Annotated in this window: 22 protein-coding genes; 8 read left to right on the forward strand and 14 right to left on the reverse strand. The window is 60.5% G+C overall.

Annotated elements, in window-relative coordinates; genetic code table 11:
• Positions 1-205 precede the first annotated feature (205 nt).
• Positions 206-685: a hypothetical protein gene (locus JKA62_RS19465; protein ID WP_041475143.1), complete on the forward strand. Its 480-nt coding sequence runs from the start codon at positions 206-208 to the stop codon at positions 683-685.
• 231 nt (positions 686-916) lie between these two features.
• Complete coding sequence (locus JKA62_RS19470; protein ID WP_011332535.1) at positions 917-1819, forward strand: DMT family transporter; 903 nt, start codon at positions 917-919, stop codon at positions 1817-1819.
• A 19-nt stretch (positions 1820-1838) separates the two neighbouring features.
• On the opposite strand, the gene JKA62_RS19475 is transcribed toward JKA62_RS19470, so the two are convergent.
• From JKA62_RS19475 to JKA62_RS19485, 3 genes are all read right to left on the reverse strand, one after another.
• Positions 1839-2348 (reverse strand): DUF2165 family protein, encoded by a 510-nt coding sequence (locus JKA62_RS19475; protein ID WP_011332536.1) that lies wholly within the window; start codon positions 2346-2348, stop codon positions 1839-1841.
• Between the two features lie 147 nt (positions 2349-2495).
• On the reverse strand, positions 2496-3470 hold the full coding sequence (locus tag JKA62_RS19480; protein WP_201819087.1) for a 2-hydroxyacid dehydrogenase: 975 nt from the start codon (positions 3468-3470) through the stop codon (positions 2496-2498).
• 593 nt (positions 3471-4063) lie between these two features.
• On the reverse strand, positions 4064-5032 hold the full coding sequence (locus JKA62_RS19485; protein WP_011332538.1) for a LysR family transcriptional regulator: 969 nt from the start codon (positions 5030-5032) through the stop codon (positions 4064-4066).
• Positions 5033-5214: 182 nt separating this feature from the next.
• On the opposite strand from JKA62_RS19485, the gene JKA62_RS19490 reads away from it, so the two are divergent.
• From JKA62_RS19490 to JKA62_RS19505, 4 genes are read left to right on the forward strand one after another with little or no spacing between them, the layout of a single operon-like run.
• On the forward strand, positions 5215-6726 hold the full coding sequence (locus JKA62_RS19490) for an efflux transporter outer membrane subunit (RefSeq protein ID WP_201819089.1): 1512 nt from the start codon (positions 5215-5217) through the stop codon (positions 6724-6726).
• A gap of 10 nt (positions 6727-6736) precedes the next feature.
• Complete coding sequence (locus JKA62_RS19495) at positions 6737-8929, forward strand: FUSC family protein (RefSeq protein WP_201819091.1); 2193 nt, start codon at positions 6737-6739, stop codon at positions 8927-8929.
• On the forward strand, positions 8919-9119 hold the full coding sequence (locus tag JKA62_RS19500) for a DUF1656 domain-containing protein (protein WP_003221811.1): 201 nt from the start codon (positions 8919-8921) through the stop codon (positions 9117-9119). Before JKA62_RS19495 ends, JKA62_RS19500 begins: the two co-directional genes overlap by 11 nt.
• A 10-nt stretch (positions 9120-9129) precedes the next feature.
• The gene (locus JKA62_RS19505; RefSeq protein ID WP_011332541.1) at positions 9130-9993 is read left to right on the forward strand and encodes an efflux RND transporter periplasmic adaptor subunit; all 864 of its coding nucleotides are present in this window, start codon (positions 9130-9132) and stop codon (positions 9991-9993) included.
• A gap of 44 nt (positions 9994-10037) precedes the next feature.
• On the opposite strand, the gene JKA62_RS19510 is transcribed toward JKA62_RS19505, so the two are convergent.
• Positions 10038-10436: a DUF4440 domain-containing protein gene (locus JKA62_RS19510; RefSeq protein ID WP_011332542.1), complete on the reverse strand. Its 399-nt coding sequence runs from the start codon at positions 10434-10436 to the stop codon at positions 10038-10040.
• A complete protein-coding gene (locus JKA62_RS19515) occupies positions 10433-11803 on the reverse strand; it encodes an MFS transporter (RefSeq protein WP_011332543.1) in 1371 nt (456 codons plus the stop codon). Before JKA62_RS19515 ends, JKA62_RS19510 begins: the two co-directional genes overlap by 4 nt.
• A 110-nt stretch (positions 11804-11913) precedes the next feature.
• Between JKA62_RS19515 and JKA62_RS19520 the strand changes: the two genes are divergently transcribed.
• Positions 11914-12795: a LysR family transcriptional regulator gene (locus JKA62_RS19520; RefSeq protein ID WP_011332544.1), complete on the forward strand. Its 882-nt coding sequence runs from the start codon at positions 11914-11916 to the stop codon at positions 12793-12795.
• 7 nt (positions 12796-12802) lie between these two features.
• Here JKA62_RS19520 and JKA62_RS19525 read toward each other — a convergent pair whose 3' ends face one another.
• Together JKA62_RS19525 and JKA62_RS19530 are read right to left on the reverse strand one after the other, a co-directional pair.
• Positions 12803-13627 (reverse strand): SDR family oxidoreductase, encoded by an 825-nt coding sequence (locus JKA62_RS19525; protein WP_011332545.1) that lies wholly within the window; start codon positions 13625-13627, stop codon positions 12803-12805.
• Between the two features lie 35 nt (positions 13628-13662).
• Entirely contained in the window at positions 13663-14127 is a 465-nt protein-coding gene (locus tag JKA62_RS19530) for a hypothetical protein (RefSeq protein ID WP_011332546.1), read from the reverse strand.
• 180 nt (positions 14128-14307) lie between these two features.
• Between JKA62_RS19530 and JKA62_RS19535 the strand changes: the two genes are divergently transcribed.
• Positions 14308-17136, forward strand: a complete 2829-nt coding sequence (locus JKA62_RS19535) for an RHS repeat domain-containing protein (protein ID WP_011332548.1) — start codon at positions 14308-14310, stop codon at positions 17134-17136.
• Between the two features lie 80 nt (positions 17137-17216).
• On the opposite strand, the gene JKA62_RS19540 is transcribed toward JKA62_RS19535, so the two are convergent.
• The 7 genes from JKA62_RS19540 to algG all read right to left on the reverse strand — a co-directional run bounded on the left by JKA62_RS19540 (position 17217) and on the right by algG (position 26572).
• Positions 17217-18668, reverse strand: a complete 1452-nt coding sequence (locus JKA62_RS19540) for a mannose-1-phosphate guanylyltransferase/mannose-6-phosphate isomerase (protein ID WP_011332549.1) — start codon at positions 18666-18668, stop codon at positions 17217-17219.
• A gap of 106 nt (positions 18669-18774) precedes the next feature.
• Entirely contained in the window at positions 18775-19431 is a 657-nt protein-coding gene (locus JKA62_RS19545) for an alginate O-acetyltransferase AlgF (RefSeq protein WP_011332550.1), read from the reverse strand.
• Between the two features lie 15 nt (positions 19432-19446).
• Positions 19447-20619, reverse strand: coding sequence for an alginate O-acetyltransferase (locus JKA62_RS19550; protein ID WP_011332551.1), 1173 nt, complete (start codon positions 20617-20619; stop codon positions 19447-19449).
• A gap of 10 nt (positions 20620-20629) precedes the next feature.
• A complete protein-coding gene (locus tag JKA62_RS19555) occupies positions 20630-22195 on the reverse strand; it encodes an MBOAT family O-acyltransferase (protein ID WP_011332552.1) in 1566 nt (521 codons plus the stop codon).
• A gap of 210 nt (positions 22196-22405) precedes the next feature.
• On the reverse strand, positions 22406-23530 hold the full coding sequence (locus JKA62_RS19560) for a mannuronate-specific alginate lyase (protein ID WP_201819092.1): 1125 nt from the start codon (positions 23528-23530) through the stop codon (positions 22406-22408).
• An 8-nt stretch (positions 23531-23538) separates the two neighbouring features.
• The gene (locus JKA62_RS19565) at positions 23539-24990 is read right to left on the reverse strand and encodes an alginate O-acetyltransferase (protein WP_085647738.1); all 1452 of its coding nucleotides are present in this window, start codon (positions 24988-24990) and stop codon (positions 23539-23541) included.
• Between the two features lie 10 nt (positions 24991-25000).
• Positions 25001-26572, reverse strand: coding sequence for a mannuronan 5-epimerase AlgG (gene algG / locus JKA62_RS19570; protein WP_201819093.1), 1572 nt, complete (start codon positions 26570-26572; stop codon positions 25001-25003).
• Between the last annotated feature and the right edge of the window lie 26 nt (positions 26573-26598).

The raw sequence follows: 26598 nt of genomic DNA on the forward strand, positions 1-26598 counted from the left end.
ACGCCTTGCATCCTACTCCGTAGATTCTGCGCTGCCAGCCTGTGCCTCTTAAAAACCGCAAGTTTTCGCAAGTCATGAAAAAAGTATCAACGGTTGGTTTTTTAGTGCGTTTAGTACTTTAAGACTGTCAGAACTGACAGTTGGTAGATGCGGTGAATAAGCATTAGATGTGGGTTCACGATCCAGGTCTAAAAGGTGAAACATCATGGCGGAAGAAAAATTGTGGGAGGAAGGATTTGAAGGCGTGACTCCAGGCCGGCATCAGATCCTCAAGCTTGCCCATTTTGATATTGAACTAAAAACGACATGGGGAGCTGCAGATGTTCCATTGAACTGTCGTAATGCTACACCGACGGAAACTGCCGCTGGATTCCTAGGCAATGTGCTTGAGTTTTCTGGTGACCCCATGTCCGAAGGTGTGCGCGCACAAATGAAGGTTACCCTGAAATCGGAGGAGCGAATTCTGCGCATCAGATGCAAATTGATTTCCACGTTCAACGCAGTTGTCCAGATTTTCAATCAGGATGGTCGATTTGTGGATGAAATCAACGTGAGTGACGGTCAGTTCGACTACTCAATTCGTGATAGTCAGTGGGACAGCATTGGTTGGTTGTCTATGTTTTACACACTCGATTATTCCGGCCCCACTGTCGATGGTTTTGAAGGTTATACGTGGAAAGTATAGTTTTTCGGATGGCCCAGAACGTTGCAGATCCAGTCGGTCTGCAACGTTGTTGCGCAAATTGTATTGGTACCGGGCTTTCTGGTGATGTTCTCGTTGAGACTCACCGCCTGTTCTCACATCCCCGCAGTCTTGAATACTTCGTGCAGTGCGGGTAGTTAAAAAGAGCAATTTTTTGCAAGCGTGAAAGGTCGTCCTCAGCAGACACTGAAACCCAATCGAGGAGTGTCTGCCATGAACCTGTCGTTGTATTTGTTGACCGTGCTGATCTGGGGCACCACCTGGATCGCCTTGAAGTGGCAGCTGGGCGTGGTGGCGATTCCGGTGTCGATCGTCTATCGCTTCGGTCTCGCCGCGCTGGTGCTGTTTGCGCTGTTGCTGATCAGCCGGCGCCTGCAACCGATGAACCGGCGCGGGCATCTGATCTGTGTCGCGCAGGGCTTGTGCCTGTTCTGCGTCAATTTCATGTGCTTTCTGACTGCCAGCCAATGGATTCCCAGCGGTCTGGTGGCGGTGGTGTTCTCTACTGCGACCTTGTGGAATGCGCTGAATGCGCGAGTGTTCTTCGGCCAGCGTATCGCGCGTAATGTGCTGATGGGCGGGGCGCTGGGACTTGGCGGTCTGGGCCTGTTGTTCTGGCCTGAGCTGGCCGGGCATCACGCCAGTCCGCAAACTCTGCTCGGCCTTGGCCTGGCACTCTGCGGCACCTTGTGTTTCTCGGCGGGCAACATGCTCTCGAGCCTGCAACAGAAGGCTGGCCTCAAGCCGCTGACGACCAATGCGTGGGGTATGGCTTACGGTGCAGCGATGCTGTCGGTGTGGTGCCTGGTCAAGGGCATTCCGTTCGAGATGGAATGGACGTCGCGCTACATCGGCGCCTTGCTGTACCTGGTCATTCCCGGGTCGGTGATCGGCTTCACCGCGTACCTGACACTGGTCGGTCGTATGGGACCAGAGCGCGCGGCTTATTGCACGGTGCTGTTTCCGGTGGTGGCGCTGAACGTATCGGCCTTTGCCGAAGGCTATCAATGGACGGCGCCGGCGTTGGCGGGACTGGTGCTGGTGATGCTGGGCAATGTGTTGGTGTTTCGTAAACCGAAGGCGCTAGTGTCGCCGGTACAAGGAAAGTTGGCGTGAGATAAACGAGCGCTGAACTTCAGCGCTCGACTTTCAATGTGATGTAAATCATCACCGGGAATATAAAGTCAACAATATGCCGTGCCCAGTCCTTGGCATTCCAGGATTGAGAGGTGTCCATGTCAAACCATTCCACACCTACAGTTTGCAGGCAGACGTAGTAAATGAATATTGCGGCCAGTATTCCCATGATCGAGAAACTTTTTGCCTCGTGAAATAACTCTGCCGAGGCGTTGATGTTTCGATATAGCTGATAGGTGCCTATCAGGCACAGCACCGTATAGGTGACTTCCATCGTGATGATGAACCAGTAGATCCGGTGGTGAATCATTGGCGAGTCAATGGCTCGATACTTGATGTTTTCACTGCTGGTGGTCGTGTCCATGCTCAGGATATGGGAAACGTAAGTGTAGTTTGAGTCATAGTCGGTGAAATTGTGGATCATCACCAGTACGCCAAAGAAACTGATGTAAGCCATTAATATGACTTTGCTGTAGCGGATGATTTTGTCGGTCGTCAGGATGTTCAAGATTTAAGTTCTCCATAGCGTTTGTCGATAATTCGGCAGCCAGGGAGAGCTTATAATGCTGTTGTTTGAATTGGTTTGCTGTTCAATTTCAATTTGTGTATGGCGTAACTAACGGGCAAGTGCAGTCATGCACTTGCCCGTACTTTTTTATCCGCGCCAGACTTGTGGATTGACCAGATCCTGCGGCCGTTCGCCGAGCAGCGCGCTGCGCAGGTTGGCCAGTGCGCGGTTGGCCATGGCTTCGCGGGTTTCATTCGTCGCCGAGCCGATGTGTGGCAGGGTGACAGCGTTTTTCAACTGAAACAGCGGCGACTCGGCCAGCGGTTCTTTCTCGTAGACGTCGAGGCCGGCACCGCGAATGCGGTTGTTTTGCAGGGCTTCGATCAGTGCCGGCTCGTCGACTACCGGGCCACGGGAGATGTTCACCAGAATCGCGTCAGGTTTCATCAGCGCCAGTTCGCGATGGCTGATCAGGTGGCGGGTCTTGTCGCTGAGCGGCACCACCAGGCAGACGAAATCGGCTTCGGCCAGCAGTTGGTCAAGGCTGCGAAATTGCGCGCCGAGTTCCTGTTCCAGTTCGGTCTTGCGGCTGTTGCCGCTGTAGATAATCGGCATGTTGAAACCGAAACGTCCGCGACGGGCGACGGCGGCGCCGATGTTGCCCATGCCGACGATGCCCAGGGTCTTGCCGTGTACGTCGCAACCGAACAGTGGTGCGCCGACGCTGGCCTGCCATTGGCCGGCCTTGGTCCAGGCGTCCAGTTCGGCGACGCGGCGGGCGCTGCTCATGATCAGGGCGAAGGCCAGGTCAGCGGTGCTTTCGGTCAGGACGTCCGGGGTGTTGGTGAGCATGATCCCGCGTTCGTTGAAGTAGGCGAGGTCGTAGTTGTCGTAGCCGACGGAGACGCTGGAGACCACTTCGAGTTTCGCGGCGTTTTCCAGTTGGGCCTTGCCGAGTTTGCGACCGACGCCGATCAGGCCGTGGGCGTGGGGCAGGGCTTCGTTGAACTGGGCGTTGATGTCGCCGTTTTTCGGGTTGGGGACGATGACGTCGAAGTCCTGTTGCAGGCGTTCGATCATGGGCGGGGTGATGCGGCTGAAGGCCAGGACTGTTTTTTTCATTGGCATTGGGCTCGGGCTTGGCGGCTGATGTGATTGCCAAGCAAGCTAACATTTTCTGTTTGAGGTTGTCTTGGCGGCCTCTGGGCCGACCAGGCTCTTGGGGTTTTGGGTGAATATCTGTTGCTGCGGTAACGGCTTCTTAGGGTTTCGCCCTTACGGCGAGTCACTTTTTTCAAACGCCAAAAAAGTAACCAAAAACGCTGGGCCCCGGCGTTCGGCACCTCGCTTTGGCTCGGTGTTCCTTCGTTCCGGAATTCATCCGGGGGCATCGCCTACGGTTTGCTTCGCTGCACCTCCTCTCGATGCATGCGGCTGCGCCGCACGGTCGCTGCGCTCCCACCCCCCGGATGAATCCCTCCACTCAGCCTGCCGAAGGGGCCGGCACGTCAAAAGCGGTACTCGAGCTAACGCTCATTGTGTTGAGTGGGGGACGCGGAAGCGGAGTTATGTGCGTTTTAGAACCTGAGTTCACCTCGGTATTTCACGTCGGCGTACCTCTCCCAAACAACTCGGTCGGTCCCCTCTCCCTTGGGAGAGGGCTAGGGTGAGGGGTTGGCGCCCTCCGTATTCCCCCATTTTTCAGACCGGCCAACTCAATTCGCCACTCGCACCCCCGCCAGGCTCCCACTCAGCTCATAAGCCGCCAACTCCGCCTGATGCCCCGCCAATATCTCCGGCAACGACCCACGCAGGTATTCAACCCAGGTCTTGATCTTCGCATCCAGATACTGCCGCGACGGATAGATCGCGTACAGGTTCAGTTCCTGCGAGCGATAGTTCGGCATGACCCGCACCAACGAGCCGTTGCGCAAGCCTTCAATCGCGGCGTACACCGGCAAAACGCCGACGCCCATGCCACTGGTGATCGCGCTTTTCATCGCGTCGGCGGAGTTCACCAGGAAAGGCGAGCTGTTGATGGTGACCATTTCCTGGCCGTCAGGGCCGTCGAAGGCCCATTTTTCCAGGGGGATCACCGGGCTCACCAGGCGCAGGCAGGCGTGGTTCAGCAGGTCGCTGGGTTTTTGTGCGCAGCCGTTGGCTTTTACGTAGGCCGGGGAGGCGCAGACGATGCTGTAGGTGATGCCCAGACGTTGCGAGACGAAGCCCGAGTCCGGCAATTCGCGGGCCAGGACGATGGACACGTCGTAGCCTTCGTCGAGCAGGTCCGGCACGCGGTTGGCCATGGTCAGGTCGAAGGTCACGTCCGGGTGGGTCTTGCGATAACGGGCGATGGCGTCGATCACGAAGTGCTGGCCGATGCCGGTCATGGTGTGCACTTTCAATTGTCCGGCCGGGCGCGCGTGGGCTTCGCTGGCTTCGGCTTCGGCCTCTTCGACGTAGGCGAGGATCTGCTCGCAGCGCAGCAGGTAGCGCTTGCCGGCTTCGGTGAGCGCGATGCGGCGGGTCGTGCGATTCAGCAGGCGGGTTTGCAGGTGGGCCTCAAGGTTGGAGACCGCGCGCGAGACGTTGGCGGTGGTGGTGTCGAGCTGCACGGCAGCGGCGGTGAAGCTGCCGGCTTCCGCTACACAACTGAAGGCGCGCATGTTTTGCAAAGTGTCCATGGGGTGCTCTCAAGGGAGATGGCAAATTGTGACACGAAGTTTCAGGGGCTGAGACCCCCGACCAAGGGATTATCTCGTTAACGGTAACAAAGATTCACAGGATTCCCAGCTTATCGCCGTAATGACGCCCCCCTAGAATTGCGCCCACCTCGAAACATCTCCCACCTCAGGAATTCGCAGCAGTGCCGCGTCGCATCAACAGAGCGCTTTTGCCGCTCAGTGTTCTGGCTCTTTCGTTAGGTCTCGGCGGCTGCATTGGAACCGGAGGAATTGCCCCGCAGGGCAAGGCTCTGGAGGCTAATGAACTGGCCACCGACGAGGCCATCGCCCACGCCGCCCGTGACGCAAACTGGCCCACCGCCCAATGGTGGCAAGCCTACGGTGACCCGCAACTCAACCATTGGATCGACCTCGCCGTGCAAGGCAGCCCGACCCTGGCCATGGCCGCCGCACGCGTGCGTCAGGCCCGGTCACTGGCCGGTGTCGCCGAAGCCGCCGAGTCGTTGCAGATCAATGGCGAGTCGACCCTCAAGCGCCACAACTGGCCGACCGACCCGTTCTACGGCCCCGGTGAGCTGGCCAACAGCACCACCTGGGACAACAACGCCGCGCTGGGTTTCAGTTACGCCCTCGACCTTTGGGGCCGTGAAAGCAACAGCACTGAGCGAGCCGTCGATATGGCACACATGAGCGCGGCCGAGGCGCGTCAGGCGCAGCTCGAATTGCAGAACAACATCGTGCGCGCCTACATCGAGCTGTCGCTGCATTACGCTCAGCGCGACATCGTCGCGGCGACGCTCAAGCAGCAACAGCAGATTCTTGAGCTGGCGCAGAAACGCCTGGACGGCGGGATCGGCACCCACTTTGAAGTCAGCCAGGCCGAAACCCCGCTGCCGGAAACCCATCGGCAACTGGATGCACTGGACGAAGAGATCGCCCTGAGCCGCAACCAGATTGCCGCACTGGCCGGTAAAGGCCCGGGTGCCGGCGCGCAATTGCAGCGGCCGTCCTTGTCGCTTGGTGCGGCGCTGAAACTGCCGTCGGCATTGCCCGCCGAATTGCTCGGCCAGCGTCCCGACGTGGTCGCCAGTCGCTGGCAAGTGGCGGCGCAGGCGCGCGGGATCGATGTCGCGCATGCCGGGTTCTACCCCAACGTCGATCTGGTCGGCAGCCTCGGCTACATGGCCACCGGCGGCGGGGCGCTGGAGTTCCTGACCGGCAAGAAGCTCAACTACAACGTCGGGCCGGCGATCTCGCTGCCGATCTTCGACGGCGGGCGACTGCGCGCCGAATTGGGTGAAGCCTCGGCGGGTTATGACATTGCCGTCGCGCATTACAACCAGACCCTGGTCAATGCGCTGAAGAACATCTCGGATCAGTTGATCCGCCGCGAGTCGATGGACAAGCAGCAGACATTCGCCGCCGAATCCGTGGCCACGGCGCAGAAGACCTACGACATCGCGATGATCGCCTACCAGCGCGGGCTCACCGATTACCTCAACGTGCTCAACGCCCAGACCCTGCTGTTCAAACAGCAGCAGGTTCAACAGCAGGTGCAGGCGGCGCGGTTGAGTGCCCACGCGGAACTGGTGACGGCATTGGGCGGTGGCCTTGGTGCGGGTAAAGACGTGCCGACTTCTGAGCAGACCGCCGCCCCGAAAACCCCGGCCCTTCTTCAAGCCCTCGACCACTGAGCAAGCCTTAATGACTCCCTTGCCCGCACCTTTGCGCTGGCTCTACTCCCTGGAATGGCGCCGGGGTTTCTTCGACTGGGCGCGCAGCGACGGCGTGACCTGGGTCTACATCTTCAAGGTGTTGATTGCCGCATTCCTGACCCTGTGGCTGGCGATGCGCCTGGAACTGCCGCAACCGCGCACGGCGATGATCACCGTGTTCATCGTCATGCAGCCGCAGAGCGGCCAGGTGTTCGCCAAGAGCTTCTATCGCTTCCTCGGCACCCTGGCCGGGTCGGCGATGATGGTCACGCTGATTTCGCTGTTCGCCCAGAACACTGAACTGTTCCTCGGCTCGCTGGCGATCTGGGTCGGCATCTGCTCGGCCGGCGCCGCCCGTTGCCGCAACTTCCGCGCCTACGGTTTTGTGCTGGCCGGCTACACGGCGGCGATGGTCGGTTTGCCGGCGCTCGCCCATCCCGACGGTGCGTTCATGGCGGCGGTGTGGCGGGTGCTGGAAATTTCGCTGGGGATTCTCTGCTCGACCCTGGTCAGCGCCGCGATCCTGCCGCAAACCGCCAGCGCCGCGATGCGCAACGCCTTGTATCAGCGCTTTGGTGTGTTCGCGTTGTTCGTCACCGATGGCCTGCGCGGACGCAGCAAGCCGGAGGCGTTCGAGGCCAGCAACGTGCGCTTCATCGCCGAAGCGGTCGGGCTGGAAGGGCTGCGCAGCGTGACCGTGTTCGAAGACCCGCACATGCGCCGGCGCAACGGTCGCCTCAGTCGCCTGAACAGCGAGTTCATGGGCATTACCACCCGGTTCAACGCCTTGCATCAGTTGCTCGAGCGCCTGCGCCGCAACGGTGCCGACCATGTGGAAGCGGCGATCAAACCGGGTCTGCAGGATCTGGCCGAAGTGCTCGACGGCTTCAGCGGCCGCGCCCTGACCAGCCCGGACGCGGCGCGTCTGGTGCAGGCGCTCGCTGTCTACAAGGAAGCCTTGCCGGCGCGGGTGCGCAGCCTGCGGGCGATCTTTCAGGAGAGCGAGCCGAGCGACGCCGAGCAACTGGATTTCCACACCGCGTATGAACTGCTCTATCGCTTCGTCGATGACCTGCACAGTTATGCACAGACCCACGCGTCGCTGGCCGATCACCACCACGAACGCGAGCGCTGGGACGAGCCGTTCACCCCGCAAACCAGTTGGTGGGCCGCAGCGGCTTCGGGGATTCGCGCGTCATTCATCCTGATCGTGCTCGGCAGTTACTGGGTCGCCACCGCGTGGCCGAGCGGCGCGACCATGACCCTGATCGCCGCCGCCACCGTGGGCCTGTCGGCGGCGACGCCGAACCCGAAACGCATGGCGTTCCAGATGGCCTGCGGCACGTTCCTCGGAGCGCTGATCGGCTTCGTCGAGATGTTTTTCATCTTCCCGTGGATCGACGGTTTTCCACTGTTGTGCGTGATGCTCGCGCCGGTGATCGTGCTCGGCTCGTTCCTCACCTCGCGGCCGCAATACGCCGGTGTCGGTCTCGGCCTGCTGATCTTTTTCAGCACCGGTTCGGTGCCGGACAACCTGACGATCTACAACCCCTACACCTTCATCAACGACTACATCGCCATGGTCATGGGCATGCTGGTCTGCGCGGCGGCGGGGGCGATCATTCTGCCGCCGAACAGCCGCTGGTTGTGGCAGCGCCTGGAGCAGGACCTGCGCGGGCAAGTGGTGTACGCCATCAGCGGCAAGCTCAAGGGGCTGGCGTCGAGTTTCGAAAGCCGTACCCGCGACCTGATGCATCAGGCTTATGGCCTGGCGGCCGGTCAGCCGCTGGTGCAGAAAAACCTGCTGCGCTGGATGTTCGTGGTGCTGGAAGTCGGCCACGCGATCATCGAGCTGCGCAAGGAACAGGCGATCCTGCCGGTGCATCCGGCGTATGCCGAATCGCAGCCATGGCGTCAGGCGATCCGGGTCATGGGGCGTTCGCTGGTGCGACTGTTCCTGCAACCGAATTCGAGCAATCTGGAACGTGCACTGGTCGCGGTCGATCACGCGATCAGCCGGGTTGCCGCCACTGACGAGCCGTTTGCACCGCACTTCGATACCTCGGCGCTGCGGCGGGTGAAAAGCTACCTGCACTTCATTCGCACCTCGTTGCTCGACCCGCAATCGCCCCTTGCTGCCTACGCCATCGCCAAGCCCGAAGGACTTGCCCATGCCTCGTGAAATCGCCTTCCACGGCGTGTACATGCCGACCATGACACTGATGTTTTTCGTCGCCGCGGCACTGGCCTGGGCGCTGGACCGGTTCCTCTCGGGGTTCGATCTGTACCGCTTCTTCTGGCACCCGGCGCTGCTGCGCCTGAGCCTGTTTACCTGTCTGTTCGGCGCGATGGCGCTGACTGTCTACCGTTGAGAACATTCTGATGAAAAAGTTTTTCAGCCTGCTCGCGACCCTGCTGGTGCTGGCCCTGGCGCTGTGGATCGGCCGCACGTTGTGGGAGCACTACATGAACACCCCGTGGACCCGCGACGGCCGGGTGCGCGCCGACATCATCAATGTTGCCGCCGACGTCACCGGTGAAGTGGTCGACGTGCCGGTCCGCGACAACCAGTTGGTGAAGAAAGGTGATCTGCTGATGCAGATCGACCCCGAGCACTACCGCCTGGCGGTGAAACAGGCGCAGTCGCTGGTCGCTTCGCGCAAGGCCACGTGGGAGATGCGCAAGGTCAACGCCCATCGCCGCGCCGACCTCGATAACCTGGTGATCTCCAAGGAAAACCGCGACGACGCCAGCAACATCGCCGACTCCGCACTGGCCGATTACCAACAGGCCCAGGCGCAACTGGAAGCGGCCGAACTCAACCTCAAACGCACCGAAGTGCGCGCGGCGGTGGACGGCTACGTGACCAACCTCAACGTCCATCGCGGCGATTACGCTCGTATTGGCGAAGCGAAAATGGCCGTGGTCGACATGAACTCGTTCTGGGTCTATGGCTTCTTCGAAGAAACCAAACTGCCTCACGTGCGGGTCGGCGATAAAGCGGATATGCAACTGATGAGCGGCGAAGTCCTCAAGGGCCATGTGGAAAGTATTTCCCGTGGTATCTACGACCGTGACAACCCGGAAAGCCGCGAGCTGATTGCCGATGTGAACCCGACCTTCAATTGGGTGCGCCTGGCGCAACGGGTGCCGGTGCGGATTCACATCGATGAAGTGCCGGAGGGTGTGTTGCTGGCGGCGGGGATTACCTGCACCGTTGTTGTGAAGCAGGACGTTGTCGAGTAATCCGATGGCGAGGGAGCAGGCTCCCTCGCCAGAACCGGAGGGTGTCAGCCCTGGCAAAACGTTTCGTGCAAATGCCGCCAGATCACCCGTCCGGATTCGGCTTTTTCGAACACCACGGTTGAACGTCGATCCGTGTGCAAGCCGCTCGCATCGGTCTGCTGCTCGCGATAACTCACTGTCGCGCCGTGCTCATGCAAGGCAATCCCTTGAAGCTCGCCGAGCTCGATCCTGAACCCGCTCTTCTTGCCGCCCGCCATTTGAAACAGCGCACGCAAGGCCTCGAAATCCAGCACACGCCCCAGCGGCGTCACCATGGAAAACCGTGACGAAAAACGCGCCAGCAATCGTTCAAGCGCTGCCTCTTCCTCGTCAACGGCAAACCATCGTTCGATGGCCTCATGGGCCTGGATCACTTCGTCAAAATAGTCGGCGTAGTCAGTCATGTGGATTTTTCCTGAAGGTGAGTTGAGCGCAGAAGGGCTAGCACTTTTGTCGAGTCGAAACGCAACACGGCGGCCATCGGCAACAGCGTGAGCAGTGCAGCGGCGAGAAAGCAGTATTTGAATCCGTTGGCGCCCAAAGCGTCCAACAGGGAGCTGAGCAGTGCCGCGCCGAGGCAGAAACCGAGTTGGCGATTGATATTCCACAGAGCGCTGGAGTGACCCATTTTTTCCGGCGTGATGCCGACAAATGCCAGGGTCTGCGCGGTGACGCTGCACAGGCTGCCGCCCAACCCCATCAGGGCATAGGCGAGGATCAACGGGCCGCTGGCGGGTTGATCGATCTGCATCAGCACGACGATGCCAAGGCATTGCAGCAACATGCCGGCGATCAGCAATGGCTTGGGGCCGATCCGGTTGAAGCTGCGTTTGCCCAGCATGATCGCCACGCCCGAGGCCGCCGCCCAGGCCAGCATCAGCGCCCCGGTTTGTGCTGCGCCGAAACCGAGATCGTGCAGGTACAACACGGCAATCATGTTGGTGCCGGTAAAGATGCCGGGCACGAACAGGTAGATCAGCATCGCCAGGCGCAATGACGGGTTCTTGATCAGTTGCAGATCAAGGACTGCACCCGGTTTGTTCCAGCCATCGCGCAGGTAGATCCACAAGGTGATGACGCTGAGCAGCAGGACACCGCCGGCGAGATGTCGGGTTGCGGGGGCGCTCGCCAGACTGACGGCCATCAGCAACAGACTCAGCGCGGCCACCGCCAGCAGCAGGCCGCGAGCGTCCAGTTTCGGGCGTTCACTCGCAGCCTGATCCGCTTTCAACCAGCGCAGGCCCAGACCGAAAGCGAAAAGCGCCACCGGCATGTTCAGAAGGAAAATCCAGCGCCACGACAATGCCTCAACGATCAAGCCTCCAGCCGCCGGCGACAGCGCCGGCACCATCAGCGCCACCAGCAACACCACACCGGTGAAGTGCGCGCGTTGTGTCGCCGGAAACTCTCGATAGGCCAGCGCCTGACCAACCGGAAGCAGCAACCCGCCACCCAGCCCTTGCAGCAGTCGCCAGCCGATCAGACTTTCAATCGAGCTCGCCTGAGCGATAAGCCCGGAGGCAATCCCGAACACCAGCAGCGAACCGAGGATCAGCCGCCGCTCGCCAACCTTTGCCGCGAGCCAAACGCTCATCGGAATGATCAGCGTCAGCCCGAGCATGTAGGCGTTGGTGATCCACGCCAGTTGCGTCACCGAAGCGCGCAACTGCGCGGCGATGTCCGGGTAGGCGATGCTCGCGGCGAACATGTTCAGCAGGTCGAGGGCGAACCCCAACAGATACACCAGCGCGACTTTCGAGCGATAGGCCATGGCAGCTTCCCTGTGATGAGGCGTGCAGGGTAGGGCGCTGGCGGTAATAGAAATACGCTGGTTTGGCTGCTAGTTTGTCAAAATTATTTTGACACCGGAGCGCTGCGAACATGGTCAGCCTGGATCGATTCGATACCTTCAAAGCCGTGGTCGAGGCCGGCTCGCTGACCGCAGCCGCTGACACGCTGGGGCAAACGCGGGCGGTGGTGAGCTTCAACCTCAAGCGCTTGGAAGAGGAGCTGGGCGTCACCTTGCTCACCCGCAACACCCGGCAACTGGCCCTGACCGATGCCGGAGAGCGTTTTTATCGGCGCTGCCTGCGCACGCTGGACGAAGCACGGCTGGCCGTCGAGGAAGCGCGCTCGGAACACTCACAACTCAAAGGCACCCTGCGCATCACCACGACCGTGGAGTTTGCGCTGGCGCAGGTGGTGCCGGCGCTGGAAGTGTTTCGACAACAGCAGCCGCAACTGAATATTCACTTATCCACATCCTCGACCCACGCCGATCTGATCTCCGAACGGTTCGACCTGGCGATCCGTTTGGGACGCATGCTCGACTCCAATCTGCGCGCGGTGCAGTTGTCGACATTCGAGGTGTTTGCCGTGGCGGCGCCGGGACTGATCGAGCGTTTTGCGCCGGTCGATACGCTGGCGGTGCTGGAGTCGATGCCGACGCTGGGGCATGGTCGAGTGCCGGAAATGACGGTCAGCGACCCGGCCGGCACCGAGCATATCTACCAGCCAAAACCGGGAACCACCGCCATCGTCGCCGACAACTCGGCGACCCTGCGCGCCTTTGCGCTGACCGGGCAAGGCGTCGCGATTCTGCCGCAGTGGCTGATTCAGGAAGACCTGGATGCCGGGCGATTGCAGCGCTTGCTGCCGGATTACCGCTTCGCTCAGCAAGGGGTTTATGCGCTTTACCCGGACACCCGGCACCTGCCACTGAAGGTGCGGGCGTTCATTGATTTCATGAAGGGCCGGCGCTGACTCTGTCTCAGAGTTGCCGGCGCAAGCCGAAGCGCTTCATCAATGTCGACTCCAGCAACCCCTTCGGCAGTAACGTCGCCAGCAACGGCAACGCCCGGCTGCCATTGCCGATGCGGATCAGTCGCGGTGGCTTGCTCTGCTGCACAGCCTTGAGCAATTCGGCGGCAAATTCGCTGGCTGGCGTCGGTTTGTCCTGGGACGCTTTGGCCCGCGCCCGGATGCCTTCGCGCAACGGAAACCACGGCGATTGTTCGTTGATCAGTTGTTCGGCCTCATGCCCGGCATTCTTGGCGAAGCTGGACTGAATCGCCCCCGGCTGCACTTCCATCACGCGAATTCCGAACGGCGCCAGCTCCATGCGCAACGCATCGCTCAACGCATGCACCGCCGCTTTCGAGGCGCAATAGGCGCCGGCAAATGGCGTGACCAGCACCCCGGAAACACTGCCGACATTCACCACCAGGCCTTTGGCCCGGCGCAGCACCGGGAACAGCGCACGGGTCACGCCGACAATCGAAAACACGTTGGTTTCGAACTGGCGCTGCATGGCTGAAACACCGCCGTCGAGCAGCGGCCCCATGGCGCCGTAACCGGCATTGTTGATCAGCACATCGAGGCCGCCGTGTTGCTGATTGATTCGCTCGGCGAGCTGTTCCAGCGCGGCATTGTCATTGACGTCGAGCTGCACGGCGGTAAATCCGGCAGCGCCGAGTGTCGCGACATCTTCAACTTTGCGTGCACTGGCCCAGACCTCGTAGCCGGCATTTTTGAAGGCATCGGCGAGGGCGCGGCCGATGCCGCTGGAACAACCGGTAATCAACGCAACGGGCATGGCGCATTCCTTGTGCAAAACAGTGGGAGAGGGGATCAGTCGGAGAAACTGCCCTGCAAGCGCTCGGCGCGAAACTCCAGGGTTTGCGGGCGATAACCGGGGCGCAACGGCGGCATCGGCAGGCAGTCTTCCCAGTTGCCGCCCGCCTGCAATTCGCCTGGGCCGCGATAGCGTGGGGCGGCGTATTGATTGTCGGCCAGGTTCACGGTATCGCCCGGCGCGTACGCGGCAATGCGCCAGCGCAGTTCGGTCAGCGGCACGTCGTTGCCATTGCTCAACTTGAGCAACAGCGGACGGTCGGCGGGGCAGTGTTCGGGGGCATAAACGATGCGCAGTTCGAGGCGCGCCAGTTGCTTGACCTCGCGGTTGTCCAGCCACACCACCCACATCGCCACCAGCCCCAGGCCGACAGCGGCAGCCATCGACACCGGCAAGGCCTTGGCCGGGTAGCGCAACAGCAGGATCAGCCAGGTGATGACCAGCAAGACGCCGATAAACATGTTCTAACACTCCTTGAACTCGTGATGACCATCCTACCGAAGGGGCGCGGGAATGGACATTCACGGATTGCGCGCAGGTGCCGTTGGTCGGGACTGTAATTTCTGACAGTAGCCGCACGAGCGCCGCGCATGCTCCGCTACCCGAGGCAAGAAATGCCGGTCGCGCGGGGAACGGGCTCCATGAGTGTGCACATCAATACGCCGAGGATGTCTGTGTTCGACCCGCGCGGCTTGCCGGTGCGCACGGTCGACTATTGCCGAGACATCGAGGACGGACCGGTCGAGTCCCGGATCAACCGCACCCTGCATGACGCTGCCGGGCGTGCGATGAAACAGTGGGACCCGCGACTTTGGCTGTCGCAGGCCGACGACCGGCTGACGCCGGCCAATCTGACGCAGGTGTTTGCTCTGGACGCCACGGTGATTCGCTCGGACAGCGTCGATGCCGGTACGCAAATCGAACTGAAGGGACTCGCTGCACAAACGCTGTTCAGTTGGGACAGCCGTCAGACGCGGCGCGAGATCGAGCACGACAATTTGCTGCGCCCCGTGGCGATATTCGAAGAAGGAACAGGCGTGCCTCGGCGTTGTGTCGAGCGCCTGACCTACGGTCATCCCGGCAGCGGGGATCAGTCGCGAAACCAGTTCGGGCAGCTGATTCGTCATGATCATCCGGCGGGCAGCGTGCTGTTCACCGCGTTTGCAATCATCGGCGCATGCACCGAAGACACCCGCCACTTCACGCTGGAACTGCTGGCACCTGACTGGCCGGAGCGGGAGGCGGATCGTCTTCGGCTGCTGGAGCCTGGTGTTGGTGCGACATCGCGGTGGCGCCATGGTGCGCTGGGGGATGTACTGCAACAGACGGATGCCCGGGACAACCGGCATACGTTCGAGCTGACCGTTGATGGCCGTTTGCGCGAGCGCCGTTTGCAGTTGAAGGATGAGCCTGAGCAAACCCTGGTCACTGACATCCGCTACAACGCGCAAGGCAGTGTCACGCGGGAAACCGCCGGCAACGGTGTGCAAACCACCCGGACGTACCGCCCTGAAGACGGTCGCCTGCTGGACCGCCGAACCGAAGATGCTGACGGTGGAGTGCTGCAACATCTGATGTATGGATACGACAGCACGGGCAATGTCCTGAGTATCGAAGACAGGGCATTGCCGACCCGTTATTTCGCCAATCAGCGCATCGAGCCGGTCAGTCGCTTTTTCTACGACAGTCTTTACCGATTGACCAAGGCTTGCGGCTGGGAAGCCGGCACTGCCAGTCAGGGCCCGCAATCCATGGGGCGAGTCGATCCTGCGGCGATCAGCAACTATCAGCAGACTTACAAATATGACGCCGACGGCAATCTGTGCGAATTGATTCACCTTGGCCCACAAGATCATGGGCGCAAACTGCGACCGGCGAGCTACAGCAACCGCAGTCTGCCATACAAAGTCACGCCGCCTACCGATGCACAAATCGAAGCTGCATACGATCGAAGAGGCAACTTGCTGCAGCTGGAACCGGGGTGGTTGTTGAGCTGGAACCTGCGTAATCAACTGCAATCGGTCAGCCCGGTGGAGCGTGTTTCCGGTATCAATGACAGCGAGACCTATCTCTACGATGGCAGCAGTCAGCGGGTACGCAAGATCCGCTCCTTGTTAACCAATGCCCGGACCCTGGTTGCCGATGTGCGCTATTTGCCTGGACTGGAGTTGCGCACCGACAACGGCACCGGCGAACGGTTGCAGGTCATCACGGCCGACGGTATTCGGGTACTGCGTTGGGAAAGCCCACCGCCCTGGGGAGTCAACATTCAATATCGATACCAGCATGTCGATCACCTGGGCTCGGTCAGTCTGGAAACCGCCGATGACGGTGCGATGATCAGCCGGGAAACGTTTCACCCTTTCGGTACCAGTGCCTGGCAGGACGGCGAATTCAGCTACAAATACATCCGTTACTCAGGCAAGGAGCGTGATGCGACCGGGCTTGACTACTTTGATCTGCGTTACTACATCCCGTGGTTGCAGCATTGGTTGAATCCGGACCCTAAAGGCATGATCGATGGGCTCAATCTGTACTGTATGGTCGCCAATTCACCGGTCACATTTTTCGACAGCGACGGTGGAGGCAAAACCGAAGCCGCTGAATTGAACAATAGCGTGGACAAACAGCAGGCCTTGTTGTCAGCAGTCTCATCGGCCGCTGCGAACACCCGCAACTCCATCATGAATCACCTGTATGCCCGTCAACGTTTTCAGGCACTGGGCAGGCGCATCATCACGCAGTTGGGCAGTTCCGCATTCAGCGCCGGCGCCAGCGCGGCAGGCTCCGCAGCTGGGGGCGGCATTGGCGGGTTGTTGGGTCCGGGTGGTGCGAAATTGGGTGCCGCTGCCGGGGAAAAGGCTGCGTCAATGGCAGCAGACCGCCTTGTGTCTAAAGTGGTGGACGCCTATCAACTGGATCGCGCGATCAATTTCAAAGGCAATGAAATGAATCCCAAGGCTTTCATCGAAAGCGTCGAGCCGAAAAAGAGGCCGGGCCTGGCAACGCTGGGATTCGAGCTCGCGGCATCGGATCCTCGTACACCCGAAGGACGCGCCCGACTTGCGAGAGTGGTGGTCGATAAAGCCATTGACAAGGTGGGTGGCAAGCTGGGCTCGGAGGCGCCGGGCTTTATAAGAACGGGGATTGAGTTCTACCATGCCTCGCAAGGATTGGATGCAGAGACACTGAGTGAAGCCCACGAACATACGCTAGCGGTGATCGACATGCTGGAATTCAGAACACAGGCGATCAAGGACGAAGTGGCGGTATCCGATGATGCAACGGCGGAGGTCTTCGAAAAGGTTTCCGAGCTGTCGGCGCAAACTCCGGTCGTTGTTCAGGCGCTGAACAGGAATCAGGACTTCATCGCGCTGGTTGCGCCGACGCCCTATGCCGGCAAACGGCACTCGCTCAAACGAGGGGCGGGAGCGAAGTCTTCCCCTTCCAGGCAGCAGTCGTTTGGCTGAAGTAAAAAAAGCCCCCGCCCAACCCGCTGCGGATAGGGGACACAGCGGGCTGGACGGGGGCTTCTTGTTTTACGGAACGCTTACTGCGCGATGGTTTTCACCGACACGCCGCGTTCGATCGGGGTCGAGCGCCCGTAGATATCTTCGAAGCGCTCGATGTCGTCTTCACCCAGGTACGAGCCCGACTGCACTTCGATGATTTCCAGCGGGATCTTGCCCGGGTTGCGCAGGCGATGCACCGAGGCGATCGGGATGTAGGTCGACTGGTTTTCAGTGAGCAGAAACACGTTCTCGTCGCAGGTCACTTCGGCGGTGCCGCTGACCACGATCCAGTGTTCGGCGCGGTGGTGGTGCATCTGCAGTGACAGGCACGCGCCCGGCTTGACCGAGATGTGCTTGACCTGGAAGCGGCCGCCCATGTCCACCGAGTCGTACGAGCCCCACGGACGGTACACCTCGCAGTGGTTCTGGGTTTCGCTGCGGCCCTGGGCGTTGAGGGTGTTGACCATCTGCTTCACGCCCTGAACCTTGTCCTTGTGGGCGATCATCATGGCGTCCTTGGTTTCGACGACGACGATGTTTTCCAGACCGATCACCGACACCAGTTTGCCGTTGCCGTGGATCATGCAGTTCTTGCTGTCCTGGATCACCACGTCGCCCTTGCTGACGTTGCCGTTGGCGTCCTTTTCGTTGACCTCCCACAGCGACGACCAGCAACCGACATCGCTCCAGCCGGCGGTCAGCGGTACCACGCAGGCGCGCTGGGTTTTTTCCATCACGGAATAGTCGATGGAGTTGTCCGGGCAGCAGGCGAAGGTGGCTTCGTCCAGGGTGACGGTGTCGGCATCCTGCTGGCTGCGCTCGAGGGTCAGCAGGCAGGTGTCGTAGATGTCCGGATCGTGCTTTTTCAGCTCTTCGAGGAAGCGGCTGGCGCGGAACAGGAACATGCCGCTGTTCCAGTAGTAACCGCCGGACTCAACGTACTCGGTGGCGCGTTTGACGTCGGGTTTTTCCACGAAGTGCGAAACACGGCTGACGCCTTCCGGCAGCAGCGAATCACCGGTGGACTTGATGTAGCCGTAACCGGTTTCCGGTTTGGTGGCCGGTACGCCGAACAGCACCATCTCGCCGTTTTCGGCGGCGACGGTGGCCAGGGCCAGGGCGCGTTGCAGGGCTTTCTGGTCCTCCAGAACGTGGTCGGCCGGCAGCACCAGCATCAGTTCGTCGCGACCTTCATTGACCAGCATCATCGCGGTCAGCGCCACGGCCGGCGCGGTATTGCGCCCGAACGGTTCCATCAGGATGCGTTGGCATTCCAGATTGCGGCTGGCCAACTGCTCGTTGACGATGAAGCGGTGATCCTTGTTGCAGACCACGATCGGGGTGTCCATGCCTTCGAACACCAGACGCTCGAGGGTTTGCTGGAACAGTGTGTGTTCGCCGGTCAGGGCGAGGAACTGCTTGGGAAACTGCTTGCGCGAAAGCGGCCAAAGACGTGAGCCGCTACCACCTGACAAGATCACCGGAATCATATTGTTTACTCCATAAAATCGATTGGGTCAGAGCCACGAACGTTGTGTCGTTTCACTCTTGTTGTTGTTCCGTACCGGGCAGCGACGGCTGCCCGGTTTCATGTGCTTAGCGGGTCGACACCGGGCGTTTCACCCAGACTGGCGACAGGTTGCTGCCGTTGCCGGTGACGTACAGCACCGCTGCCTCACCGCGCTCCAGGGCGACCGGTTTCACGTCGCCGACTTTCTTGTCGCCTTCGTACAGCGCCAGGCTGACTTTCACCGGGTTGATTTCACGCTCGCCACGGCCCTTGGCGGCGACGTTCGGCACCACCTCGGTCTTGCCGTCGGCGGTCTTCAGGGTCAGCGGTTTGTCGCTGAGGTTCTGTACGCGCACCAGGGATTTCTGCTTGTTCTTGAACGGCGGTTCTTCGATCAGTTGCGGCGCGCCGGAGGCGTTGTTGACCAGGGTGTAGTAATGGTCACCGGCGAGTTTGACCGGCAGGGTCTGGCTGCCGACCTTGGCGCTGTAGTCACCGCCCGGCATGAAGCTGAAGTCGCTGCTGGCCAGCGGCGCGACGTCGCTCAGATTGGTGCTGCCGACGGTGGCGCTGACTTCAGCGTTGCTGGCGTTGTAGACCCGTACGAAGGTCGAGCCTTTCGGTGCAGTCGGGCCGTACAGCGCAGCGTCGCCACCGGCGAAGGCCTGGACCGACAGCACGCTCAGACCCGCAACCAGAGCGAAGCGTTTGGCGAGACGACGAGGAGTAGTAGTGAAAGTCATGGTGTTACCTCTCTTTCAGTTTTGCGCCCGATCGGGCGTCTCGGATTTAGTGTTGATGGCTACGTTTTGTTGGCGAGCACCGGCTTGTTTAAGCTCTGCGACCCACTGCGGGTCGGCGTCGCCGATTTCGTTGTTCACAGGCAGATATCGTTCAGGAAACTCCCAGATCAGCACCTGTGGCGGGCTGTTCTTGAAGTCATCGCTTTTCAGGTAGCTGAGCATCGGCAGGATCGGGCCGTGGCCGTCTTCGGCGTAATTGACCACGTCGCTGTGCAGCGCTTGCTTGAGCGCCCCGACGAAGTTCCAGTTCGGGTTGGCGCTGTAGCTGGTGCCGATCAGGGCCACCGGCACTTCGCTGTTGGCGAACAGCGCGTCGTCCCCGGCAGGTTGCTCGACGGCCACGGTGTTGCGCTTTTGCAGCGGTTCCTTGGCCGGCATCAGGTTTTCGAACAGCGGATCCAGCGGCAGGAACAGACGCAGGTCGCCCTTGTGCGTGACTTTCTCCGCCGGTGTGGTGACAAAGTTTTGCGGCTCGCCGCTGAGCGGGAATTTGTCGGAGATGGTCCTGGCCAGGGTGTTGGCGGCGATTTCCGCGCCTTCAGGTGTCCAGTGAGTGTCGGTGCGCAGGAACACTTGCTGACCGTTCTGCTTGGCCTTTTGCAGCGGGCCGAGCAGGTCGGGGGCGAGGATCTTGTCCGCCGCGACACGGGCATGGAAGTCCTGATAGAGATTGGCGTGGATGCTCGCCGGTTTCACTTCACCCAGGTGTTCCGGGTACAGGCGAGCCTTGGCCGGCACGATCGCCATCACCAGTTTCACGCCTTTCTCTTTCAGGGTCTGGCGCACGCCTTCGACCAGCGCATAGTTGCCTTGCAGGTTCAGCTCTTCGTTGACGATCGGGTTGAATTCCTCATCGCTGTACAACCACTGATCGCGACCGAGCACCACGCCCGGACGACCTTCGTTGAACAGTTTGAAATCCAGCGCGGCCCAGAGGTTGGTGCCCAGGCGCTTGATCGGGAATTCATCGTCGTAGTGGGTTTCCACGGCTTTGGTCCAGCGGCCGTTGAGCACCGTCGCGTCGGCGTTGGTGCTGAAGCCGAAGAAGCTGCGCACCGACCACAGACCGAGCACCAGCAGGGTCACCAGAAACAGCGCGATGTAGAAGATGCGTAATGAGCGGGTCATGTCAGATCCCTCAGAACTGGAAGTAAAGGAACGGCGAGAAGCTTTGCGCCGAGAGTTTGAGAATCGAGGCGATGAACAGCAGCAGGATCAACCCGCGCATCACGTAGCGCGACCAGTCCGCGGTCCAGTAGGCCGGTTGCACCTGGGCCTCGACGCCGACGGTGTAGCCAGGCTCGTGGATGCTCGCCGGGTTTTCGCCCGGGGCTGCCTTGATCATTCCCGGCGTCGCCGTGGCCGGGCCGTTGGCCTCGACGTTGACCTCAGGTTTGCTCTTGGCTGGCGGCTGGTTTGTGTACAGATCACGCAGGCCGAAGAACGCCAGGGTCACGTAAGCCACAACGAGGGTCGCCACTTGCAGGCCGGTGAGGCTGGCCTGATTGAGTTCCGACAGCGACCAGTCGCCGAAGCTGAACATCGCGCCGTACATGCGGCCGGCAACGTGCAGGTTTTCGGCACGGAAGATCACCCAGCCCATGACCACCAGCAGGAAGGTCAGCGCCCAGCGGATCGGATTGAGGCTGCGTGGCGCGGTGTTGAGGCCGAGCATTTTTTCGATCGCCAGCCACATGCCGTGCCACGCACCCCAGACGATGTAGGTGATGTTCGCGCCGTGCCACAGACCACCGAGCAGCATGGTCAGGAACAGGTTGCGATAGGTCATCAGCGTGCCTTTGCGGTTGCCGCCAAGCGTGATGTACAGGTAGTCACGCAGCCAGGTCGACAGGCTGATGTGCCAGCGGCGCCAGAACTCGGTGATCGACTGGCTGATGTACGGCTGCTTGAAGTTTTCCATGAAGCGGAAACCCATCATCAGGCCCAGGCCGATGGCCATGTCGCTGTAACCGGAGAAGTCGAAATACAGCTGCGCGGTATAGGCCAGCGCGCCGAGCCAGGCATCGCCCGTGGTCGGGTTTTGCAGGGCGAAGCAATGGTCGGCCACCACGGCGAGGGTGTCGGCGATGAATACCTTCTTGATGAAACCCTGCATGAACCGCGTGCAGCCCTCGGAGAACTTGTCGAGGGTGTGGGTGCGGTTGTTGAACTGGTCGGCCAGGTCACGGAAACGCAGCACGGGACCTGCGATCAGGTGCGGGAAGATCGCCACGAACGCTGCAAAGTCGATCAGGTTGCGGGTGGCCGGAGTGTCGCCGCGGTAGACGTCGATGATGTAGCTGATCGACTCGAAGATGTAGAACGAGATACCGATCGGCAGCAGCACGTGGGTCAGGATGAACGGCTCGAGCCCCATCGAGGTCATGATCGCGTTGATGCTGTCGACGCCGAAATTGGCGTACTTGAAGTAGCCGAGGATGCACAGGTCGACCGCCACGCCGAGCAGCAGCCAGCGCTGGGCCGGTTTGCTGCGCACGCCGGCCGCGCCGACTTTCAGGCCGATCCAGTAGTTCCACAGGGTGACGCCGGCGAACAGCGCCAGGAAGTCCACCCGCCACCACGCGTAGAACACGTAGCTGGCGATCAACAGCAGCAGGTTGCGATAGCGTTGCCCGCTCAGGTAGTACAAGCCGAGAAAGATCGGCAAGAACAGAAACAGGAACACGTTGGATGAAAATACCATCCCGATCTCTCCATGTTTGAACCAACAGTCAAGGGCCAAAGCCCCCCCAAACCCCCCATGAAAAGTCCGGGGGATGTATTGCATCCAGATTCACCACAACTCTTGTGGGAACTGGCTTGCCAGCGATAGCGTCGGGTCAGTCGACATCAGTGTTGAATGTCGGATTGCAATCGCTGGCAAGGCAGCTCCCACAGGGTTTTGTGTTCTGCCTTACGATCCCTTGTTGCCCTTTTCATGGGACGGGTCGTAGACCTTGGTCAGGTCGCCGCCGAGGCGGAAGGTCTTGAACGGCTGCATGCCGTGCTTCTTCTCGATCACATCCGGCGAGCAGGTGTAGAGGGTGCAGAACGGTTCAAGCCAGGCGAATTTCATGTCCTGTTTCAGGTCGGTCATGTCCTGCTCTTTGCCGTTCTTCTTCTCGAACTGATCCGGGTCTTTCACCCCGGCCAACACCCGGTCACCCAGACGTTTCAGCGCGCCGTTGTTTTCCTGACGCAGATCCACACCGTTGACCTGGGCGAAACTGGCGATCATCGCCAGCGGTGGCAGGGCGTAGTTGTGGTAGGCGAGGGCGCGTTGCTGGCGCTTGAGTTCGTTCGGCAGATAGCCGTCGGCATCGATCTGATTGACGCCGACCTTGTATTCCTTGACTGCCCAATCGAACAGGTCGCGGCGGTTGGTGGCGACCGCTGTCGCCATCACCGACCAGGCTGCCCAGTACGAATGGTTGTTGGTTTTTTCCAGCGGCAGGTTGTCCCAGTCGCTGACCACCTGATCGGCCATTTTGCTGAACCAGGCTTCGATCACCTGGGCTTCCTGCTGGTGCTGGGCCAGCGGATGAGAGTCGGAGAACTTCAGGCGAATGTACGAAGAGGCCATGCTGCCCAGCGCCCATTTGCGCATCGACTTGCCGGTGTGGTTGAAATCCTTCGACATCAACGCATCGGCCTTGGCCCAGGCGGTCAACCAATTCAGCGTGCAATCCAGTTGTTCCGGACGGCCGTCGCGCATGAACTGCATCACCCGCTTGGCAGTGCCGCGCTCAAGTGTGGTGATGTCTTTGGTGGTGTCGCGAAAGGCTTTTTCCGACTGCACGTTCAGCGTTGCGCGGGCCTTGTCCGAGCCTTCGTATTTGCTGCGAAATTGCAGCGGCCCGGTGTAGGGCGTCGGCATTGCATCGCAGCCTTCGCTCTTGTCGCCGGTCTTGAATTTATCCACCGGCGCAAAATAGCCCTGTGGCGGACGCAGTGGTGCGGCGGCCTGCGCGGTGCCGGCGAAGATCGCCAGCCCGAGCAGTGTCGGCGCCAAAAGAGTTTTCAGTTTCGGATTTCGCATAGCAGACCTCATTGCCCGACCTGAGCGGTTTGTTGCCCAGCGCCCGGGAATACGTTGCGTTTGCAGATTTTCGCTTCGACTTTCTGTGGCGCGGTGCCCGCTTCCGGACCCTGGACTTCGACCGCCAGCAGGTTTTGCGAGGCCCAGTCTTCGTCCGTGCGCAACTCAAAGGCGAAACGACCGTCGGTGTCGGAGGTTTCCGGTTTCTCGATCTTGATGTCCTCGTGGCGACCGTTCATGTACCAGAGGGTGGCTTGCAGGGTTTTCACCGAGGTGTCGGCGAAGCGGATGTCGACCTGATGGCTGCTGTTCTGCAGGTTCAGGTTCTTGCTGTTGACCAGCAGTTCTTGTTTGCCGCCCGGCTTGAGCGTGGTGCTGGCGGACATTTGCGCCTCTTTGCCTTCGCAGCCGTTGTCCAGCAGCGCCATCATCTGGCGATAGATGGTTTCCTGGTCGAGGCGGTACAGCGGCGAGAATTCCCAGATAAGGATTTTCGGCGGCGTCTTCTGGAATTCGTCGCTGCCCAGGTACTGCAGCATCGAACCTTCCAGACCGCCGCCGGGGAACGCGACGTTGAGAATGTCGGCGCCGATGGCTTCTTCGAGGAAGCCGGCGAAGTTGTAGTTCTTGCCGCTGTGCGAAGTACCCACGAGTGTGATCTGCGGATTGCCGGAATCACCGAACAGGTCGCCGTCGCCAGCCTCGCCTTTCGGCTCGGTGGTGAACTGGTCCATGTACTGGATCGCGTAACTGGTGCCGCACAGTTGCCCGGCCATGTTGTGCAGGGTGCCGGTCTTGCCCATGCGCCCGGAGCGTTTGGTTTCGAATTCACGCTTGGGAATGTCGGCGAAGGCCGGAATCTGCTTGACCTTCTCGGCGACGATTTTCGCCGTGCGCTGGGCGCCGTAAGGCGTCCAGTGCTGGTCACCGCGGAAGTAGAAGTCGTGGGCGGGCAGGGTCTCCGGCAGCGATTCGTTGGTCAGCGGCGACAGGTCCGGCACCACGTAACCCATCTTGGCGAAACGGCCGAGCATGGTCTTGTAGTTGCCCAGCGCTTTCTCGTAATCGAACGCGGCTTTTTCCGCCGGGTTGAGCTTGTTGCGGTTCACCAGACCTCGGGTCGGCTGGTAGACGATCACCAGTTCAACGCCTTTGGCCTTGAACGCATCGTGCAGCTGTTGCAGGCGTTTGTAGCCGGCCGGGGTGGTGTTGAACTCGGTGCGCAAATCTTCCTGGGTCCGGAACAGCCAGTCGCCCTGGGCCTGTACCAGAGTGGTGAAGTTCTGCTGGTAGCGAGTGGTGTAGTTCTTCGCGTCGTGGGCGGCCGGGCACAGGCTGCAGCAAGGCTCGGCCGTGAATTTCGGCGGCTGGACTTCATCTGCGCGGGCGCCGTTGCTGGCCGCCAGGATGCCCACGGTCAGGGCCGACAGGCTGAGTAATTTGATCAGGTGTGGGTGCATAAAATTATCCTCAGTCCTGCAATTCGGTCTGGCGTTCGACAGGGTCGATCAGCACGGCTTTCTGCTGGCGCACCAGCAGGTCGAGAATTTCATCCTGGCGCTCGCCGAGGATGCCGTTGAAGCTGATGCCGCTGGATTTGGTCGGCGCCAGCATCGACACGCGATACAGCTCGACACTCAGGGGCGAATCGATCGACAGCGGGCCGCTGCCGTTGGCCGCCAGTTCACCGCCGACCACGATCAGCGAGACCTGGGCGTCGAACGGGTCGAGCTTGATGTCACGGTCGGTGTCGGTCAGGTCCTTGATGTGCCCGTAGACGCCGGTCAGGCCGTTGGCCATGGCGACGTTTTCGTAGAGGCGGATGTTCACGCTGTTACGAATACGGATGCCGTGGCGCTTGTTGCTGATGACCTTGTTGCCCCACAGCAGGTTGTCGGCAGACTCGTAGAGGGTGATGCCGTCGGTGTGGTTCTTGTAGATCTCGTTGTAGGCAATGATGTTGTTGACGCTGTTACGGTCGATCACCAGCCCCGAGAGGTGGTTGTCGTAGCTTTTGTTGTTGAAGATGAAGCTGTCGTTCACCTCACGGGAAATGATGATCCCGTGCTTCTTCTTCGTGCCGTACACCGTGTTCTCGGCAATGATCAGACCGTGGGAACGGTCGTGCGGGTCGATGCCGTAGACGATGTTGTCCTTGTAGGTGTTGCCCTTGACCACGAAGTCGCGGGTCTCGTAGCAGTAGAAGCCGTACCACATGTCCGAGAACTCGGAACCGACGATCCAGCCGGTCGGCTCGGGACGCTTGAGCACCTTGGCCATGTTCGGCGTGTACTGGGAAATACTCACGCCGTAGGACTTACTGTTGGCGTAGCCGAAGCTGGCCATCTTGCTGTTGACGATGTAGGTCTCGGTGCCGCCCCAGGCCAGCAGGAACGGACGGAATTCCTTCGGCGAACGGAACGTCGCCGGGCCGTTTTCCTTCTCGCGCCAGCCGGTGACTTTGGTGTCACGCACGAACAGCTGGCCGTCGTTGACCAGGAACGAACCAGCCTCTTGCGAGAGACGCAGCTCCTGGGTCTGGCCGTCGATTTCGAGGATGCCTTTACGGCCGACCACGATCGGCAACTTCGCCAGGTAGACGCCCGGCGAGGTTTCGCTGAAGTACTGCTTGGGCAGTTTCTGCGCCAGTTCTTTCAGGTTCATGTAGCCGTCGTCGACGAAGATCGCCTGCGGTATGCCGTGCTGACGCACCACCCATTCGGCCATCTTGTTGTCGCCGCCGATGAAGTCCTTCAGGGCGTCTTCCTGCATCATCCGGCGCACGCTGATCTTGCCCGGTTTGCTGCGCACGATTTTCGCGGCGGCGGCTTCGGCGGTGTAGCCGGAGAGGTCGGGCAATTTCGGCTTGGCCAGTTCCAGCGCTTCGGTCGGCGCGCTGCTGACGGTGTAGGTTTTGGCCTGTTGCAGCTCCTTGGCGGTGGTCACGGGTTTGGCCGGTTCCACACTGGCGAAGGCGCCGGCCGAGGCCAGCAGCATAGCGCCGGCCAGCAGGCTGAGTGAGCCTTTGCGGGCACTGTTCATGTCGGGCACTCCCTTGGCGGTCAGCA

The sequence above is a fragment of the Pseudomonas sp. B7 genome (assembly GCF_016735645.1).
GTDB classification, from domain to species: Bacteria; Pseudomonadota; Gammaproteobacteria; order Pseudomonadales; family Pseudomonadaceae; genus Aquipseudomonas; species Aquipseudomonas glycinae.